Annotated in this window: 18 protein-coding genes; 7 read left to right on the top strand and 11 right to left on the bottom strand. The window is 60.6% G+C overall.

Annotation, left to right across the window (positions count from 1 at the left end; all coding sequences use genetic code 11):
* Positions 1-108: 108 nt before the first annotated feature.
* The 6 genes from RSF91_RS10335 to surE all read right to left on the bottom strand — a co-directional run bounded on the left by RSF91_RS10335 (position 109) and on the right by surE (position 6,326).
* Entirely contained in the window at positions 109-1,653 is a 1,545-nt protein-coding gene (locus RSF91_RS10335) for a pseudouridine synthase (RefSeq protein WP_332568336.1), read from the bottom strand.
* Positions 1,650-2,768, bottom strand: a complete 1,119-nt coding sequence (scpB, locus tag RSF91_RS10330) for an SMC-Scp complex subunit ScpB (RefSeq protein ID WP_332568335.1) — start codon at positions 2,766-2,768, stop codon at positions 1,650-1,652. The genes RSF91_RS10335 and scpB overlap by 4 nt, the downstream gene beginning before the upstream one ends.
* A gap of 97 nt (positions 2,769-2,865) precedes the next feature.
* Entirely contained in the window at positions 2,866-3,924 is a 1,059-nt protein-coding gene (locus tag RSF91_RS10325; RefSeq protein ID WP_332568334.1) for an RluA family pseudouridine synthase, read from the bottom strand.
* Positions 3,925-3,926: 2 nt separating this feature from the next.
* Positions 3,927-4,763, bottom strand: a complete 837-nt coding sequence (locus RSF91_RS10320) for a peptidoglycan DD-metalloendopeptidase family protein (protein ID WP_332568333.1) — start codon at positions 4,761-4,763, stop codon at positions 3,927-3,929.
* Positions 4,764-4,776: 13 nt separating this feature from the next.
* Positions 4,777-5,562, bottom strand: coding sequence for a protein-L-isoaspartate(D-aspartate) O-methyltransferase (locus tag RSF91_RS10315; RefSeq protein WP_332568332.1), 786 nt, complete (start codon positions 5,560-5,562; stop codon positions 4,777-4,779).
* On the bottom strand, positions 5,559-6,326 hold the full coding sequence (gene surE, locus RSF91_RS10310; RefSeq protein ID WP_332568331.1) for a 5'/3'-nucleotidase SurE: 768 nt from the start codon (positions 6,324-6,326) through the stop codon (positions 5,559-5,561). The genes RSF91_RS10315 and surE overlap by 4 nt, the downstream gene beginning before the upstream one ends.
* Positions 6,327-6,436: 110 nt before the next feature.
* Between surE and RSF91_RS10305 the strand changes: the two genes are divergently transcribed.
* The 6 genes from RSF91_RS10305 (at position 6,437) to RSF91_RS10280 (ending at position 12,399) form a co-directional block, all read left to right on the top strand.
* Positions 6,437-7,414, top strand: a complete 978-nt coding sequence (locus RSF91_RS10305) for an NADPH:quinone oxidoreductase family protein (protein ID WP_332568330.1) — start codon at positions 6,437-6,439, stop codon at positions 7,412-7,414.
* An 81-nt stretch (positions 7,415-7,495) separates the two neighbouring features.
* Positions 7,496-9,103 (top strand): alkaline phosphatase D family protein, encoded by a 1,608-nt coding sequence (locus RSF91_RS10300; protein WP_332568329.1) that lies wholly within the window; start codon positions 7,496-7,498, stop codon positions 9,101-9,103.
* A 44-nt stretch (positions 9,104-9,147) separates the two neighbouring features.
* Positions 9,148-10,764 carry a phospholipase D family protein gene (locus RSF91_RS10295; protein WP_332568328.1) on the top strand — a complete coding sequence of 539 codons (1,617 nt, stop codon included), beginning with the start codon at positions 9,148-9,150 and terminating at the stop codon, positions 10,762-10,764.
* Positions 10,765-10,855: 91 nt separating this feature from the next.
* Positions 10,856-11,125, top strand: coding sequence for a ParD-like family protein (locus RSF91_RS10290; protein ID WP_332568327.1), 270 nt, complete (start codon positions 10,856-10,858; stop codon positions 11,123-11,125).
* The gene (gene map / locus RSF91_RS10285) at positions 11,122-11,928 is read left to right on the top strand and encodes a type I methionyl aminopeptidase (RefSeq protein ID WP_332568326.1); all 807 of its coding nucleotides are present in this window, start codon (positions 11,122-11,124) and stop codon (positions 11,926-11,928) included. Before RSF91_RS10290 ends, map begins: the two co-directional genes overlap by 4 nt.
* A 138-nt stretch (positions 11,929-12,066) precedes the next feature.
* A complete protein-coding gene (locus tag RSF91_RS10280) occupies positions 12,067-12,399 on the top strand; it encodes a DMT family transporter (RefSeq protein ID WP_099736302.1) in 333 nt (110 codons plus the stop codon).
* Here the strand turns inward: RSF91_RS10280 and RSF91_RS10275 are convergent.
* From RSF91_RS10275 to RSF91_RS10255, 5 genes are all read right to left on the bottom strand, one after another.
* Complete coding sequence (locus tag RSF91_RS10275) at positions 12,393-13,079, bottom strand: alpha/beta hydrolase (protein WP_332568325.1); 687 nt, start codon at positions 13,077-13,079, stop codon at positions 12,393-12,395. The two genes, RSF91_RS10280 and RSF91_RS10275, sit on opposite strands and share 7 nt — an antisense overlap.
* Positions 13,080-13,277: 198 nt before the next feature.
* A complete protein-coding gene (gene arfB / locus RSF91_RS10270) occupies positions 13,278-13,688 on the bottom strand; it encodes an alternative ribosome rescue aminoacyl-tRNA hydrolase ArfB (protein ID WP_332568324.1) in 411 nt (136 codons plus the stop codon).
* Entirely contained in the window at positions 13,685-14,557 is an 873-nt protein-coding gene (locus RSF91_RS10265; RefSeq protein ID WP_442878836.1) for an alpha/beta fold hydrolase, read from the bottom strand. The genes arfB and RSF91_RS10265 overlap by 4 nt, the downstream gene beginning before the upstream one ends.
* Positions 14,558-14,631: 74 nt before the next feature.
* Complete coding sequence (gene aroQ / locus RSF91_RS10260; RefSeq protein WP_332568322.1) at positions 14,632-15,075, bottom strand: type II 3-dehydroquinate dehydratase; 444 nt, start codon at positions 15,073-15,075, stop codon at positions 14,632-14,634.
* Positions 15,076-15,211: 136 nt separating this feature from the next.
* Entirely contained in the window at positions 15,212-15,574 is a 363-nt protein-coding gene (locus RSF91_RS10255; RefSeq protein WP_332568321.1) for a hypothetical protein, read from the bottom strand.
* A 192-nt stretch (positions 15,575-15,766) separates the two neighbouring features.
* Between RSF91_RS10255 and RSF91_RS10250 the strand changes: the two genes are divergently transcribed.
* Positions 15,767-17,584: a glutamine--tRNA ligase/YqeY domain fusion protein gene (locus RSF91_RS10250; protein ID WP_332568320.1), complete on the top strand. Its 1,818-nt coding sequence runs from the start codon at positions 15,767-15,769 to the stop codon at positions 17,582-17,584.
* Positions 17,585-17,914: the final 330 nt, after the last annotated feature.

Below are 17,914 nucleotides of genomic sequence, written 5' to 3'. Positions count from 1 at the left end.
AGTCAGGGTTACTATGGGTTTTTGCCAAAAAAGCAAAACACTTGATTTTAGCGGTGCCGCCATAGACCTTGAAGCCCGGGCACCACTGAAATGCTTTCAGCCGTCGATTTAACGACCGCCGCGGCGACCACCGCCGCCGCCACTGGGGCGACGCTTGGCGTTCTGGCGAGCACGCGAAAGGCTGTCGCTACCGATATAGCTCGCTGCGGTGCGCATTGGATCGGGCTGATTGCCAGCACCCTGCGAGCGATCACCTGAAGCCGGACGGTTTGCACCCTTTTTGCCACGCTGACCATCACGGCCATCGCCAAAAATACCCGTTGGTGCGGGACGGTTGCCATCCCACTCACTACGGCGCTGACCACCACCTTCGCGGCGCCCCTGAGGTGCGGGGGGATTCGCCCCTTCACCGCGAGCGATGCTGCGACCGGTAGCACGAGCGCCGCCGCGGTTGTTGGCGCCACGGGCGCCGGTATTGGTGCGCTCAACAGGTGCGCGCTCCTTCATGCCGGCAGCCGACATCAGGGCCTTAATATCGGCCTGATCCAGCTCCACCCACGCGCCGCGCTTCAGACCACGGGGCAGCATCATCGCGCCGTAGCGAATACGAATCAGGCGGCTGACCGCGTGACCCACGGCTTCAAACATGCGGCGCACTTCGCGGTTGCGGCCTTCAGAGATGGTGACGCGGTACCAGCAGTTAGCGCCTTCGCCGCCGCCGTCTTCCACTGCGCCAAAACTGGCTTCGCCGTCTTCGAGTTGCACGCCATCCAGCAGGCGCTGCTTTTCTTCCTTGTCCAGCTTACCCAGCACGCGGGCTGCGTACTCACGCTCCAGACCGAAGCGGGGGTGCATCAGCGAGTTCGCCAGCTCACCGGAGCTAGTGAACAGCAACAGGCCTTCGGTGTTCAAGTCCAGGCGTCCCACCGACTGCCACTTGCCGTGCTGCAGCTTAGGCAGCTTGCGGAACACGGTGGGGCGGTTCTGAGGATCGTCATGCGTCACCACTTCACCCACGGGCTTGTGATAGGCAATCACGCGTGCAGGTGGTGGATCGATACGGAAGCGAATGGGCTCGCCATTGACCTTGACGGTATCGCCAAACTGAACGCGCTGACCCACGTGGGCTGGCTCGTTGTTGACCGAGATACGGCCTTCCAGAATGAGCTGTTCCATCTCCAGACGCGAGCCCATACCGGCTTGTGCCAGGACCTTGTGCAGCTTGGGCGAATCGACTTGCGGAGCCAGCACGCGCTTGGCGGACACTTCGGCGCCGTTTTCTTCTTCGTCGTCAAAGTCACCCGAGATCACATCGGAGAAATCGATGTTCTGACCCTTAGTGGATTTTTGCGCCACAGTACCCTCTGCACCTGCGTCATCAGCTACGGTTTCTGTAGCATCCTGCAGTTCCTCGTCAGAGGCTTCCAGTGCTTGAGTGGCCTCAAATTCTGCAGCACGTGCTTCAGCGCGCTTGCGGGCCAGCTTGGCCTCAGCAGCATTGGTCTTCTTTTTGCCTTGCTTGCGCGTTGCACCGGGCTTGGGCGCTTCAGCGACGGGCTTGGGCGCGCGGGGCTTGCGGGCCTTTTTGACCAGCTCGGCTTCAGGCGAAGCGTCTGCGGGTTCAGGCATCTGGTTCGATGTCTCGTTGTTCATTCCGGTTTTCCTTCGGGGATGACTTCATCGTCATCCTCCACAATTCGCTCGTTTGCTGGCTCGGCTTGCAATGCAACATCGACCAGCGCAGTGTTCTTGTCTTCTACGGTCTCGTCTTCTTCGGCGCCGTAGTCATCATCGAGAAATGCCTTCAGCCCCACCCACTCAGGTCGACCAGATTTCTTGGCCACCGGCTTTTCCTCAGGCACCGCCGCTTTGGCGGGCCTTGCAGGTTTGACCGGTCTAGCCTGGCGGGCCTTCACCAGCTCGGGCTCATCCGTCTCAGCAACTTCAATGTCGACCGCTTCCGTCTCAGGCGCTTCAACCTCTATCGTTTCAGTAGCAGCTTGCGCTTGCTCCTCAAGGGCTTGGGGTTGATTTAACTCAAACTCTTGCACCTCAGACTTCGGCAACAGTTCGGCCTGCCCAACATCGTCTACTGCAGGCTCTACCACTCGCGTCAATGCATCAGCCTCTACAGAGGCTTCGCCATCAGCTTCCGCTTCAGCAGTCACCTCAGCACCCGCATCCACATTGGAATCTGGCACAAGCGCTTGCCCGCCCTCTTCACCATCCAGCGCCTTGAACAGGCTTTGCTGGGCTTGGGTTTCTTCCAGCATGGGCAGCTGATCCAGCGACTGCAGACCCAGATCATCAAGAAACTGACGCGTAGTGGCAAACAGCGCAGGCCGGCCCACGGTTTCCCGGTGGCCAATCACTTCAATCCAGCCCCGGTCTTCCAGCTGCTTGATGAGCAGACTGTTGACCGTGACACCGCGAATATCCTCAATATCCCCGCGCGTGACCGGCTGACGATAGGCAATGATGGCCAGCGTCTCCAGTGTTGCACGGGTGTACTTGGGCGGCTTTTCAGGGTGCAGCTTGTCCAGGTACACGCGCATCTCAGGCCGGCTCTGAAAGCGCCAGCCTGAAGCCACCTGCACCAGTTCTACGCCTTTGAGGGCCCAGTCCTTTTGCAAGTCCAGCAGCAAATCCTTAACCGTGTCCGAGCCCAGCACATCATCAAAAAGTGAGCGCATATCCCGCAGCGTTACGGGCTGCGAGGCACAAATCAATGCTGTTTCAAGAACCCGCTTGGCATCTACCGTATTCATGGGCGCAGCGTTTCGGGAGCGGCTGCCGCACCAAGACTGGTGGGTCGCCTGTTTCTAAGAGAGTGGAAGCGCCCCATCAGTGCCATGCGAGTGATGGTCAGAGGCTTTCAGGGGTATTGTAACGCAGCCCCCATAAATCCAGTGCTGCAGCCATGTCTTGTGGCAGCGGGGCATACAGCACCAGTGGCTTCTTACTCACAGGATGCTCAAACGCCAGCCTGAAGGCATGCAGTGCTTGCCTTTCCAGCCCGCCCTCTTGCTGGCCACCATAGAGCGTATCGGCAATCAGCGAGTGGCCCAGCGATGCCATATGCACCCGGATCTGGTGCGTACGACCCGTGTGCAGCGTGCAGCGCACCAGACTGTGCGTAGCATCACCATCCAGCAGATCAAAGTCAGTGCGCGCCTGCTTTCCGGGGTGCAAATTCAAATCCACAACGGCCATGCGCAGGCGATTGCGCGGGTCGCGCCCAATGGGCGCGCTGACCTCGCGGTGCTTGCGGCTGCCCCAGTCTTTGTGCGCAATGGCCAGATACTGGCGACTCACATCACGTGCGGCAATCATTTTGATGAGCGCATCCATGGTGCTGCGGTTGCGCGCCACCACCATCAGGCCGCTGGTGTCTTTATCCAGCCGGTGAACAATGCCTGCACGCGGCACCTGACGCGCTTTTTCATCGCGTGCCAGCAGACCGTTAAGCAGCGTTCCCGTCCAGTTGCCCGGCGCGGGGTGTACGACCAGACCGGCAGGCTTGTTGATGATCAGCAGATCGTCGTCTTCATAGACCACCTGCAAATCCATCTCTTCCGGCTGGAAGGCCATGCTCTGCTGGGTGGGGCGCATTTCCACGCGCAACTGGTCACCCACGCTGACTTTGGCCGAGGGCTTGCTCAAGACCTTGCCGTTGAGCGTGACAGCGCCATCGGCCAGCAACTGCTGCAGATAGCTGCGCGAGAACTCCGACACGCCCAGCGCCAGCACCTTGTCAGCGCGCTGGCCATGGTGCTCGGTGGTGGCGGTCAGCTCGCGCTGCTCGACTTCCGAGCCTGAGATCAGGTCTTCAGCCGCTTCATCCCAGCTTTGCTCTGGGGCGTCAGAAGGCACAAGCCCCTGCGGGGCAGGGGCTTGTGAGGCTTTTTTACCTTGCGATGCCATGCTTAACGAGAAGGCAGGTAACGAGAAGGGTCGACAGGCTTGCCCTGACGACGCACTTCAAAGTGCAGCTTGACGCGGTCCGCATCGGTGCTGCCCATTTCGGCAATCTTCTGACCCTTCTTCACGGACTGATCTTCCTTGACCATCAAAGACTGGTTGTGGGCGTAGGCAGTCAGATAGGTGTTGTTGTGCTTCAAGATGATGAGGTTGCCGTAGCCACGCAGGCCAGCGCCCGCATACACCACGCGGCCATCCGCAGCAGCCACGACCGAGTCACCAGCCTTGCCACTGATGTCATAACCCTTGTTGCGCTGCTCATCAAAACCGGCAATCAGCGAACCGCTGGCTGGCCAGATGAAAGCCACATCATCAGCGCCCTTGGCTGCAGGAGCCGGGCTGCTCGAAGGCACGGGGGCTGGGGTAGGAGTCGAGGTAGCAGCAGTGCCACCGCCCACCACCACAGGCGCCACAACGCGACCACCACCCGACGAGGGAGCAGAGGCTACATCACGACCTGGCGGCACCACGCGCACCACCTGACCAACTTCGATCACATTGGGATTGTCCAGATTGCTCCAGCGAGCGATGTCTTTCCAGCTCTGGCCGTGCTCCAGACCGACCTTGATCAGCGTGTCACCGGGCTTGATGGTGTAGTAACCAGGCTTGCCTGCATTTTCTGCACCGGGCAGAGACTTGACATCCACACCGGAAGAGGTGGAAGACGACGACTGTCCGCGATCTTCCACAGGAGCCCTGTTTGCCTGGGTGGAGCAACCAGCCAGGATGACACCTGCCAGCACTGCCGTTCCCAATGCACCAAGACTTCGCGATACCAACATAAGCTATTCCCTTCTAGGCGATCCCTGATTTTAGAGGGACAAAGTTAACTGCTTCTAAAACTGTTTGCGTAAAACCGTGTGAACTCTTGTCTATCACCAGCAGTGCCTGCTTACCAGAGCCCACAACGACGGGCGCCACAAGACGCCCACCGATGGCCAACTGGTCGCACCAGGCCTGCGGCACGGTGTCTCCGCCTGCGGCAGAGATGATGCCCGCATAAGGCGCGCCACTGGCAAAGCCCACCATGCCGTCACCCAGAATCAGGTGGACATTGGACAGGCGCATGGGTCGCAGATTGCTGCGCGCTTTTTCATGCAGGCCACGCAAACGCTCAATCGAATAAACCTCTTTGGTCACCATGGCCAGCACGGCGGCCTGATAACCGCAGCCCGTGCCAATCTCCAGCACACGACCCTGCCCGCTTCTGGCGGCGTCAGAGTCGAGCAGCAGCTCCATCATGCGCGCCACCACGCTGGGCTTGGAAATGGTCTGACCCAGACCAATCGGTAAGCTGGTGTCTTCATAAGCCTGATTGACCAAGGCGCTATCAACGAAGCGATGGCGCTCCACCGTCGCCATGGCCTGCAGCACGACTGGGTTGCTGACGCCTGCCGCGCCAATGCGCTGGGCCATGCGTGCACGCACTGTCGATGAATCAAGCCCCACCCCCACGGGCGAAGCCGCCACGCCTAAAGGGTTGATAGGCCGTGGAGCCACTGGCGAGCGCGCTGCGCTGACACCGGTTTGCACGGAGCGGGCGATCCAGCCCGGCACCTGGGGTGAGCGGCGCTCGCTCACGAGGCCACACCCGTCAGCTTGCTGGCGGTCTGTGCCCAGTAACCCAGACTGTCGTAATCGGTCAGATCAACCTTTAGCGGCGTCATGGCCACATGTCCATGGGCCGTGGCGTGAAAATCCGTGCCTTCGGAGTCATCTTTGGCCGCGCCTGCGCTGCCGATCCAGTACATGGTCTCGCCACGCGGGCTTTGCTGAACAATGGCTTGCTCCGCCGAATGGCGGCGACCCAGTCTGCACAGCTTGATGCTCTTGAGCGCCTCCAGCGGCATATTGGGAATATTCACATTCAGCAACCAGGGCGATGTGCCAATGAGCTGCTGGGACTTCATATCCAGCACCATCTGGCGGGCCGTTGCGGCTGCGGCTTCAATTTCGGCCCAGCCCTTGTCCACCTGCGAGAAGGCGATGGAGGGAATGCCAAACAAAAAGCCTTCCATGGCCGCACCCACGGTGCCCGAGTAAATCGTGTCGTCGCCCATGTTGGCGCCGTTGTTGATACCGGAGACCACCAGATCAGGCCGGTAGCCCAGCAAACCTGTCAGTGCGATGTGCACGCAGTCTGCCGGTGTGCCATTCACATAGCGAAAACCGTTATAGGCCTTGTGCACATACAGCGGCGCGTTCAGCGTCAGGGCGTTGGACTTGGCGCTGTTGTTGTGCTCCGGGGCCACCACTTCAACGTCTGCCACGGTGCGCAGGGCGTCGTGCAAAGCCACGATACCGGGGGCCTGAAAGCCGTCGTCATTGCAAATAAGAATCTTCATGGATGAGCGGATTGTAGGCGGCTCCAAGGTCACGGCAGAGACACGCGGCATTCGCACCACACTTCTATCATCAGCGGGCATTTTTCACCCAAAAGATCAGGAGACACCCTATGCACGCTTGGCTTTGCACCACCCCCACCGGCGTTGAGACTCTGCAGTGGACCGAGCTGCCCACACCCCAGCCCGGCCCCGGTCAGGTGCTCCTGGAGGTCAAGGCCGCCAGCCTGAACTTTCCCGACCTGCTGATCGTGCAGAACAAATACCAGATCAAACCGCCGCTGCCCTTTGTTCCCGGCTCTGAATACGCAGGCGTGGTGCAGACCGTGGGCGAAGGCGTCAAGCACCTGAAGGTGGGCCAGCATGTGGCCTGCCTGTCTGGAACCGGTGGATTTGCGACACATACGCTAGCACCTGCGGCAATGTGCATGACGCTTCCAGACGATTTCCCCTTTGTAGATGCCGCTGCGTTCATCATGACCTACGCCACCAGCCATCACGCGCTAATCGACCGGGGTCAGCTCAAGGCGGGAGAGACCGTACTGGTGCTGGGCGCTGCAGGCGGCGTGGGCACGGCAGCCATACAGATTGCCAAAGCCGCAGGCGCACGCGTGATTGCCGCAGCATCGACCGATGAAAAATGCGCACTCTGCAAGGCCCAAGGCGCGGACATTACGATTAACTACAGCCAGGGCGATCTGCGCGAAGCCATCAAGGCAGCAACCGATGGCAAAGGCCCGGATGTCATCTACGACCCCGTGGGCGGCGACTTTGCCGAGCCCGCCTTCCGCTCCATCGCCTGGCGCGGGCGTTACCTCATCATCGGTTTTGCGTCCGGCCCCATTCCGTCACTGCCGTTGAATCTGGCCTTGCTCAAGGGCGCATCGCTGGTCGGCGTCTTCTGGGGCGATTTTGCCAAGCGCGAGCCACAGAACAACGCCGCCATGATGCAGGAGCTGGCCCAGTGGTACAGCCAGAGCAAGATCAAGCCCGTCATTGACCGCACCATGCCCATGAGCGAGCTGTTTGCCGCCTACGAGCGCATAGGTTCGCGCCAGGTCCAGGGCAAGCTGGTGATGGTCAACGCGTAAATAAAGGGCGCCATGGCGGTGTTCACAAAAACAAGATGAGCGGCGCGCATACTGCCAGCAGACCGCATTCATCCCACCGCCATGTCCGCTCTGAAAAACGCCTACACCTTGCAACGCCGCCGCTTTCTCATTGCTTCTGGCTTTGCCACAGCGGCAGGCAGCCTGCCTGCATGGGCCCGCGCCAGCAGCACTCTGGGCTACAACCCCTTCACACTGGGCATCGCCAGCGGTGATGCCCAAAGCGACAACATTCTTATCTGGACACGACTGACCGCGCCGCCCGAATCTCTGGGCATGGAGGATGCGCCGCAACTATCGCCAATGAAGGTGCACTGGGAAGTGGCGCATGACGAGCAGTTCCGCCAGATCATTGCCAGCGGCAGCACCACGGCCACCGCCGAGTGGGGCCACAGCGTGCGCATACAAGTCGATGGACTGACACCCGACCGCTGGTACTTCTACCGGTTCATGCACGGCGATGCGGTCAGCACCACAGGCCGCGCCCGCACCGCTCCACAAGTGGGGGCAGATATTCGCCAGCTGCGTCTGGCAGTAGCATCCTGCCAGCGCTGGGAACACGGTTTTTACACCGCATGGCGGCAAGTCGCGCAGGATGCACCGGACATGGTTTTGTTTCTGGGTGACTACATCTATGAATATGCCCAGCCTGAAAAAGCCGAAGGACTGGCACGCCCCCAGCCTTTGCGCACAGCCCGCACACTGCAGGACTACCGTGACCGCTATGCCCTGCACAAAAGCGATGCGCACCTGCAAGCCGCCCATGCCGTGTGCAACTGGTCCGTCATCTGGGACGACCATGAAGTAGAAAATGACTATGTAGCCCAATTTGGACGTGGGGAGCCTGCTCACTTTTTAGAAAGGCGCATGGCCGCCTGGCAGGCCTTTTATGAAAACATGCCGCTGCGCCCCGCCGCCATGCTGCGCAACCAACAAGGACTGACCCTGTACCGCACGCTGAACTGGGGGCGTCTGGCAAGACTGCACATGCTGGACGGCCGCCAGTACCGCGACCTGCAAGCCTGCCGCACACCGGGCCAAGCCAGCACCGGCACGGTCGATATAGCAAGCTGCACGGCCTTGCAAGACCCGGCGCGCAGCTTTCTGGGCTGGGAGCAAGAACGCTGGCTGGACCAGCAACTGCAGACCGATGCACGCAGCGCGACCACCGCTCCGCGCTGGACATCGCTGGTGCAGACCACACTGTTCTCCCCACGCAGCTTCAAGAACGGCAAGCAATCCACCGACAGCTGGGACGGCTACCCACAAGCGCGCCAGCGGCTGGTGAGCCAGATCAGCCAAACCCGCCCGCGCAACACCGTGGTGCTGGGCGGCGACATTCACCAGAACTATGTCTGCGCCATTGCCCAGCAAAGCGCGCAAGCACCGGATCGTGACAACCCCATCGTCGCCAGCGAGTTCTGCGGCACCTCCATCAGCTCGCGCAGCGGCACCACGCAGACCAAGGTCGATGCCATCGTCGCTCACAACCCGCAGGTGCTTTATGCCCGAAGCGAAGAGCGCGGCTACAGCCTGTTCAATATCACGCAGCAAGCCATGAGCTGCGAGCTGCGCGCCGTTACCAACCCCTTACAGGCCGACAGCAGCATCTACACCTTGGCCCGGTTTGTGGTGCAAGACGGCAGGCCCGGCCCCGAAAAAATCGCCTGAGAGTTTCCTCAATGTGATTGGAAGGCCTGCGGCATACTGGGGCAATGCAATACACACAGGCCCTTCGCTCCGCACTTCCCCTGTGGCCCAGCACGGCCGCCTTGCTGATCGCGGGCCTGCTCACCGGCTGCAGCCTGCCGCCCATGCCCGATCGCACCGCCTCGCAATCACTGAGCACAGAAGCTGCAATCCAGTCACGGCTCGGTCAGGCGCTGGCTCCGCTGCAGCAAGCGCACCCCAAGCTGAGTGGCATTCACCCGCTTAGCGATGCCTATGCTGCCTACGCTGCCCGCGCCCTGCTGGCCCGCGCGGCACAGCACACGCTGGATGTGCAGTACTACATCTGGCGCAACGACACCACGGGTCACCTGCTGCTCAATGAGCTGCTGCAGGCCGCTAACCGCGGCGTGCGCGTGCGTCTGCTGCTGGACGACGGCGGCACCGCTGGCATGGATGCCACGCTGGCCGCACTCGATCAGCACCCGCACATTGAAGTGCGCCTGTTCAACCCCTTTGCCGTGCGCACACCCAAAGTGCTGGGCTATGTCACAGAGTTCTCGCGCACCCAGCGGCGCATGCACAACAAAGGCTTTACGGCAGATAACCAGGCCTCCATCGTCGGGGGCCGCAATATTGGCGACGAGTACTTTGCCGCCACGGATGGCGTGCTGTTTGCCGACCTTGATGTGGTCGCTGTCGGCACCGTGGTGCCCGATATTGGCCGCGACTTTGATCGTTACTGGAGCAGCCAGTCAGCCTATCCCAGCGCCAGCCTGCTGCCGCCCATGCCAGAGCAAGCCGTGCAGCAGGTCTATAGCAGCCTGCAGGCCGACACCCTGCGGCCTGAATCCCAGGCCTATATTCAGGCCGTGCAGGAAAGCCGGTTCAGCCAGGATTTGCTCTCGGGCAATCTGCCGCTGGAATGGGCTGCTGCCACGCTGGTCAGCGACGACCCCTCCAAGGTCTTGAGTCAGGCTGGCAAAGAAGACTTGTTGCTGGCCCAGTTGCAGCCAGCCATTGGCACACCAGCCCAGTCACTGGATTTGATCTCCCCCTACTTTGTGCCCACGCAGGCCGGCATCAACGCCTTTGCACAAATGCGCGCACAAGGCATCAAGGTGCGCATTCTGACCAATAGCCTTGAGGCCACCGACGTAGCCGCCGTGCACGCGGGCTATGAGCAGTATCGCAAGCCCCTGCTCAAACTCGGGGTCGAGCTGTACGAAATGCGCCGCCAGATCAATCTGCAGCCCCGCAATCCGCCCAAAACCTACGGAGAAGCACCATCGCCCGCCGCCTTCAGCGGCAGCAAGGGTGGAGTAGCAGGCAGCTCTGGCGCCAGCCTGCACGCCAAAACCTTTGCCATTGATGGGCAGCGCCTGTTTGTCGGCTCCTTCAATTTCGACCCGCGCTCGGCTCTGCTCAATACCGAGCAGGGGCTGGTCATACTGGACCCCAAACTGGCGCAAGAGGTCAGCCATACGCTCAATCAGTACCTGCCCATGCTGGCCTACAAAGTACAGCTGGATGCCAGCGGCAAGCTGCAATGGATCAGTGAAACAGGTCAGCCGCAAACCTTCAGCCACGACCCCGGCACCAGCTGGTTCAAGCGTGCCATGGTGCGGGTGCTGAGCTGGCTGCCTATAGAAGGCTTTCTGTAATCCAGTCAGCGCTGCAAAAATCCGCCCGGTCAACCATGCAATTTACGACTGCCAATATACGAAACGTATACCCGCCGTATGATGCGTGCCCATGGGAATCGTCAAAATTTCAGATCAATTGCACGACCAGATTCGTGTCTCCAGCGCGGCCCTTGGCCGCTCCATCAATGCTCAGGCCGAACACTGGCTGCGCGTAGGCCAATTGGCCGAGCATCACCCTCAGCTCAATTACGAAGGTATTTGCGCCCTGCTGCTGCAAGAGGCTGAACGCACGCTGCAACTGCAGCCGCTGGCAGGCTACGAGGTAGATGCCTCTGCACGTAGCCCCCGCTCTGTGCGTCTGGTTGGAGGCATGCAATGAAGCGCGGCAAACAAAAGATGGTGCCGATTCACGACGCATCCGACATTTTTCTCTCGCGCAAGGCCGGTGGTCTGGCCGCTCAGGTGCTGGCCATGCTCACGCCCCATGTGCAAGCCGGCGTCAGCACCGAGCAGCTGGACAAAATCTGCCACGACTACATCGTCGATGAACTCAAGTGCACGCCCACCAATGTGGGCTACCACGGCTTCCCCAAGACCGTCTGCACCTCCGTCAACCATGTGATCTGCCACGGTATCCCGGATGCCAAGCAAATCCTCAAGGAAGGCGACATCATCAATGTCGACGTAGCCGTCACCACGCCCGAAGGCTGGATTGGCGACACCAGCCGCATGTATTACGTGGGCCAGCCCAGCAATCTGGCCAAGCGCCTGGTCAACACCACTTATGAAGCACTGGTCGCCGGCATTCACGCCGTCAAGCCCGGTGCCACACTGGGTGATGTGGGCCACGCCATTCAAACCGTGGCGCAGCGCGAACGCTTTTCCATCGTGCGAGAGTACTGCGGCCACGGCATCGGCAAGGTCTACCACGACGAGCCACAGGTGCTGCACTACGGCACGCCCGGCCAGGGTCTGGTGCTGGAGCCCGGCATGATCTTCACCATCGAGCCCATGCTCAACGCCGGCAAGGCCGCCACGCGCGAGCTGGCGGACGGCTGGACGGTCATCACCAATGACAAATCGCTCTCCGCCCAGTGGGAGCACATGGTGGTGGTGACGGAAACCGGCTTTGATGTGCTGACGCCCTGGCCCGAAGGCACAGGCAGCTACCCCGCGATCTAAGGTAACAACTGTGCACATCGCACCGTGCTGGCGATGTGCGCACAGCCACAAAAATTTGGCAAGGTGGCCCAGAGCCTGAACGGGGTTTTGACGCAGCGGGTAAAACAGGCAGGACTCACTCGCACTAAAGTGCCTGCCATGACAAATTACCTGTATCTGGGCCTGGCCATCATCTGCGAGGTGATTGCCACCTCGTTTCTCGCCAAGTCGGACGGCTTCACCAAACTAATGCCCACGGGCGTGGCGCTGGTCGGCTATGCCATCTCGTTTTACCTGCTGTCGATGACGTTGCGCACCGTGCCCACGGGCGTGGCCTATGCCATCTGGTCTGGCGTGGGCATTGTGCTGGTATCGGCCGTGGCCTATTTCTGGCAAGGCCAGAAGCTGGACGCCCCCGCCCTGGCTGGCATGGCCATGATTGTGGGCGGCGTGCTGGTGATCAATATCTTTTCCAAAACCGCCGGTCATTGATCAGCGTCTGAGCCTTGCGCAGGCTCCGTCAAATCCTGCAGCCACTGCATGCTGGCCTTGAGTTCTTCCGGACGAATTTCATGCGCACCCGGGTATTCGTGATACGTCAGCTGCATGGGCAAGGCGCCCAGCCTGTCCCGGATGGCATGCGCGCTGGTCAGCGGAATCACATTGTCGTAAGTGCCGTGGCTCACCCAGGCTGACTTGCCCGCAAACGCAGCGGCGGGAGCATGCAGCGATGCAATCTCAGGCAGCAGGCGACTGTGCCAGATCAATGCGGCGCGCAGTGTCTGCGGCTGGGTCAGCAGCTGGCTCAGGCTCATGATGCCGCCTTGGCTAAAGCCGCCCAGCACCACACGCTCGGGCGGAATATCGAGCTGCTGCGCCGCTTGCTCAATCGTCTGCTGCACAAGCGTGCGCGCCTGCTGCTCCTGAGGCACGTTGATGTGGCGCGTGCCATCGGCATCCACCGTGAACTGAAACCACGCATACGCCCCCATGCCCATGGCAAACGGCGCACGCAGGCTGATGACATGAAACTGCGGCGGCACATAGGCCGCGAGACCAAACAGGTCTTGCTCATTGCTGCCCACGCCATGCATGAGCACCAGCAACCATGCGGGCTGCCCAGCGGCGGGTTGAGCGGGCCGCTCCAGATAAGTCAAAGGCAGTGTGGTCATGAAAACTCCCAAGGGAGGCAAAAATAAGAGGAAAACCGCCTGTAGCGCTTTTGTATTCTGCGGCGGCAGCTATCAAAAAAATATAGCGCAGACCCGCAACGCGCTATTGTGTGGCGCAAATGGCCACGGAGCTGTAATCAAGGATTTTTTGATAGCTGCCAGCGCTTGCAGTCATTGCGCTGGCGGCATAAAACAGCATCAATCCTGTACCCGGCCACGCAGCGCCTTGATGCCAGAGCGCACGCTTTTGCCCTGCAGCCGTCTTTGCTGCGAGCCCCATGTGGGCTTGGTGGCCTTGCGCGGGCGCGGCGGTCTGGCCACGGTGGCGACCAGCGCGTTGAGCCGCTCCAGCGCATCCCACAGGTTGTGCTCTTGCGTGCGGTATTTTTGTGCCTTGATGACCAGAACACCTTCCGTGGTGATGCGCGAATCGCCCAGCGCCAGCAGGCGCTGCTGCACATCTTCTGGCAAACGAGAGCCGCGAATGTCAAAGCGCAGGTGCACGGCGCTGGCCACTTTGTTCACGTTCTGGCCGCCCGGCCCCTGGGAGCGCACAGCAGTCCACTGCACATCGGCGTCCGTCAGCACAAAGGCTGCTGCGCTGGTCATGGCAGGGCCTGCTGCAGTGCAGCGCAAAATTCTGTAGGGCTCTCATGCTGCACCCAATGGCCAGCCTCTTCCATCACCTGCCAGTTCAACGGGCCAGCGCATTGGCGCTGCATCAGTGCATGCAGTTCAGGCAGACGCCCCACGTACAGTGGGTCATGCCGGCCATAAATGGCAGCCACGGGCACTTGCATGCGGGTCAGCGCCTGTGCCAGCGCATCGGTGCGCGACAGGCGTCTGCGCGGCAGGCGATCACGCGCCACATTGAGCGCATGCAGTGCCAGTGTCTCGTCGTCAATCAGCGCTGCGTCATGCAGCATCAGCTCGGCAATATTGTGGTGATGCGCCTGCATCTGCGCTTCAAGCCCGGGCAGATGGCGCCAGCCTTTGAGACGCACAGCCCGCCCCTCCGTCATGCCCATCCCCGGCGCGCCCACCATCACAAGGCGCTGCGCCAACTCTGGGTAGGCTGCGGCCAATAAGCCTGCCGCCATGCCGCCAAAGGAAAAGCCCACCAGATCACAGACTGGGCCTGTGCTGGCACCAGTACTTTCGTTACCCAACAACTGCTTGATTCCATAGGCCAGCGGCTCCAGCATGGTGTCCACATCCATGCCGCCGGGCACGCCGTCAGACTCGCCAAAACCGGGCAGGTCAGCCAGCCACAGGCTGTAGCCTGCGGCGGTCAGGGGTTCAATCACGCGTAGCCAGTGGGTCCAGCTGCCGCTGCCGCCATGCAGCATCACCAGGGGCTGGCCGCGCTGCGCCACGCCCGCAGGGGGCTGCCAGCCATGCCAGACCATCTGCCCACTACCCTCTTCTGCGCTGAGTGAGGTCACCACGCGCCGAGAGCGGGCCTGCAACTGCAGCATCAAAGGCGGCAGGGGCAGCCCCAGCTCCTGCGAGACTTGCTCAAGAGAGCAAGCTCGCTCAGCACTCACCGCAATCACCACTGCGCCACCGCATCAATGGCCAGGCCATAGCCCGCCACGCCAAAGCCGCACATCACTGCGCGGGCGGCGGCAGACAGGTAGGAGTGGTGGCGAAAGCTCTCACGCGCATGGACATTGCTGATATGCAGCTCTACCAGAGGCACGGCCGTGCCCTTGATGGCATCCAGAATTGCTACGCTGGTGTGCGTATAGGCGCCGGCATTCATGATGACGGCCGCCAGCTCACCCTTGGCCTGCAGGCGTCCGGCCTCATGCACCCAGTCCACCAGCTCACCTTCGTGGTTGGTCTGGCGGAACTCCAGCGCCAGGCCATGGCGCTGGCAAGCGGCTTCGCAGAGCTTTTTGACATCATCGAGCGTGGCCGAGCCATAAATAGCAGGCTCGCGCATGCCCAGCAGATTCAGATTGGGGCCATTGAGGACGTAAACGGTTTTCACGGAAGCACTCTCCTTGTTCTATGACTGCCCCGGATTATGCGAGCGCTACACCTTTGCTGCAGGCATAAAAAAACGGCTGCCTGAGCAGCCGTGGTTCTGTGAGCGATGGGCGTAATGCCCAAAACTCAATCACCCATTAACGATGGTGATGGTGGCGATGTCCGTGCCTGTAACCGTATCCGTAGCCACCGCCGTAGTAAACGGGTCCGGGCACCACCATGACGGGAGCAGGACGGTACACAGGAGGAGGAGGAGGTGCGTAATACACAGGAGGGGGCGGCGCATAGTACGCAGCGGGAGGCGGTGCGTAATACACAGGACGAGGCGGCATGTAAACCGGAGCCCCCACGCCCACAGCAACGCCGGGCACACCCACGCCAATCGACCAGCTGACGCCGCCGCCATGCGCCTGAGCGCCCGAAGCCGCCATCAAGCCTGCGACAGCCATGGAACCAGCCGCCAGCCACTTGGCAATGCGGGGGGAAGTGGTTTTGAACATCACAATCTCTCCTCTGTTTATGAGTCATCGAGGGCAGAGCTTGCAGATCTATGCTGAGTCTTCAGCCCTGAGGATATAACGCTTGTGACTCTGATTAGGTTGGCAGGTTCCCACAAGACATTGTGACCAAATGCACAGCAGCAGTGTCCGCAGGTCAACACGAGGTCATGGCAGCCAGCCTAAAATGGTGCAATGAGCTCTGTTGACGCCTCCAAATCCACCAACGCCGCCCCTGAGGCGGTCAAGCCCACCAACTTTCTGCGCCAGATCATTGAATCCGATCTGGACAAAGGCACCTATGCCACCCGCCACTGGGGCGGTACGCCCGGTGATGCCCAGCACCACCAGAGCGGTCAGGTCGATCAGGCCAAGATCCGTACCCGCTTCCCCCCGGAGCCCAATGGCTATCTGCACATTGGTCATGCCAAGTCCATCTGCCTGAACTTTGGTCTGGCCCGCGACTACGGCGGCGTCTGCCACCTGCGCTTTGACGATACCAATCCTGAAAAGGAAGAGCAGGAATATGTAGACAGCATCATCGATGCCGTCAAATGGCTGGGCTTTGACTGGAAAGATGCCAGCGGCAGCGACAACCTGTACTTCGCCAGCAACTACTTCGACTTCATGCACCGCTGTGCGGTCTACCTGATCGAGCAAGGCCTGGCCTACGTGGACGAGCAGTCTGCCGACGACATGAAGGCCAACCGCGGCGACTTCACCCGTCCCGGCGTAAACAGCCCCTTCCGCGATCGCAGCGTGGCCGAAAACCTGCAGCGCTTTGCCGACATGAAGGCCGGACTGCTGGCCGATGGCGCTGCCGTGCTGCGCGCCAAGATCGACATGGCTGCGCCCAACATCAACCTGCGTGACCCCGCTATCTACCGCGTGCGCCATGCAGAGCACCACAACACCGGCAACCAGTGGTGCATCTACCCGATGTACACCTTTGCGCACCCTATCGAGGACGCGCTGGAGCACATCACCCACTCCATCTGCACGCTGGAGTTTGAGGATCAGCGCCCCTTCTACAACTGGCTGCTCGACCACCTGCGCGAAGGCGGCCTGATTGACTCGCCCCAGCCACGCCAGTACGAGTTCTCGCGCCTGAACCTGACCTATGTGATCACCAGCAAGCGCAAGCTCAAGCATCTGGTGGACAACAACCTGGTCACAGGCTGGGATGACCCCCGCATGCCCACCGTGGTCGGCCTGCGCCGCCGTGGCTATACGCCCGAGTCCATTCGCAACTTCTGCGAACGCATTGGCGTGACCAAGGACTACGCCTGGATCGACTACGGCACGCTGGACGGCTGCCTGCGCGAAGACCTGGAAAACAAGGCCCACCGCGCCATGGTCGTGCTGGACCCCGTCAAGCTCGAACTCACCAACTGGGCCGAAGTGTTTGGCAGCGCCGACTATCTGGAGCCTTGCACCCTGCCTGCCCTGCCCCACCCCGCCGAAGGCGAGCCTGTGGCCGAGCGCCACTTCAGCATCGGCCGCGAAGTGTGGATTGAACGTGAAGACTTTGTCGAAGAACCACCCAAGGGCTACAAGCGCCTGTTCCCCGGCAACAAGGTACGCCTGAAGGGCGGCTATGTGATCGAGTGCACCGGCTGCGAAAAAGACGCCGACGGCCGCATCACCAAGGTGCTGGCCACCGTGGTGCCAGACACCAAGAGTGGCACGCCCGGTGCAGACACCGTCAAGGTCAAAGCCGCCATCACCTGGGTGGGCGTGAGCGACGGCCTGCAAGCCGAAGTGCGCCTGTATGACCGCCTGTTCACCGACGCCCAGCCTGATGCGGGCGGCAAGGACTTCCTCACGCTGCTGAACCCCGACAGCCTGAAGGTGGTGACGGCCTATGTGGAGCCTTCGCTCAAGAGCGCCCAGCCCGATGACAAGTTCCAGTTCGAGCGCTTTGGCTACTTTGTGGCTGACCGCAAGGACCACAGCGCTGAAAAGCCCGTGTTCAACAAGATCACCGGTCTCAAGGACAGCTGGGGCAAGTAAAGCTGCTTGCGTTTAAGCATTGATAAAGGCTGCCGAGAATTCTCGGCAGCCTTTTTTATTGTTCAAGCTGCGCAGCACTGCATTGCAAGCATCTGCAATACAGACCTGATGAAGCACGGCTCTAAGCTTCCGCAGCCATACACAGAAATTGACTTTCTCTGAACCCAGATAAAAATCAAATACCGTCAGTATTTAAATTTTGTACTTTCAAAGAAGCGCCACAAAACTTTGTGAAATTGCTTAATTTCGCCCTTTTCTTTCTAGAATCAATTTCTTTAGATTAACTATCAAAGTTAATCAATTACTCCATTAAAAATTCTTCATCAATCA

The sequence above is a fragment of the Comamonas sp. genome (assembly GCF_036643215.1).
Taxonomy (GTDB): domain Bacteria; phylum Pseudomonadota; class Gammaproteobacteria; order Burkholderiales; family Burkholderiaceae_C; genus Comamonas.
This window is presented reverse-complemented; position numbering and strand designations above follow the sequence as displayed.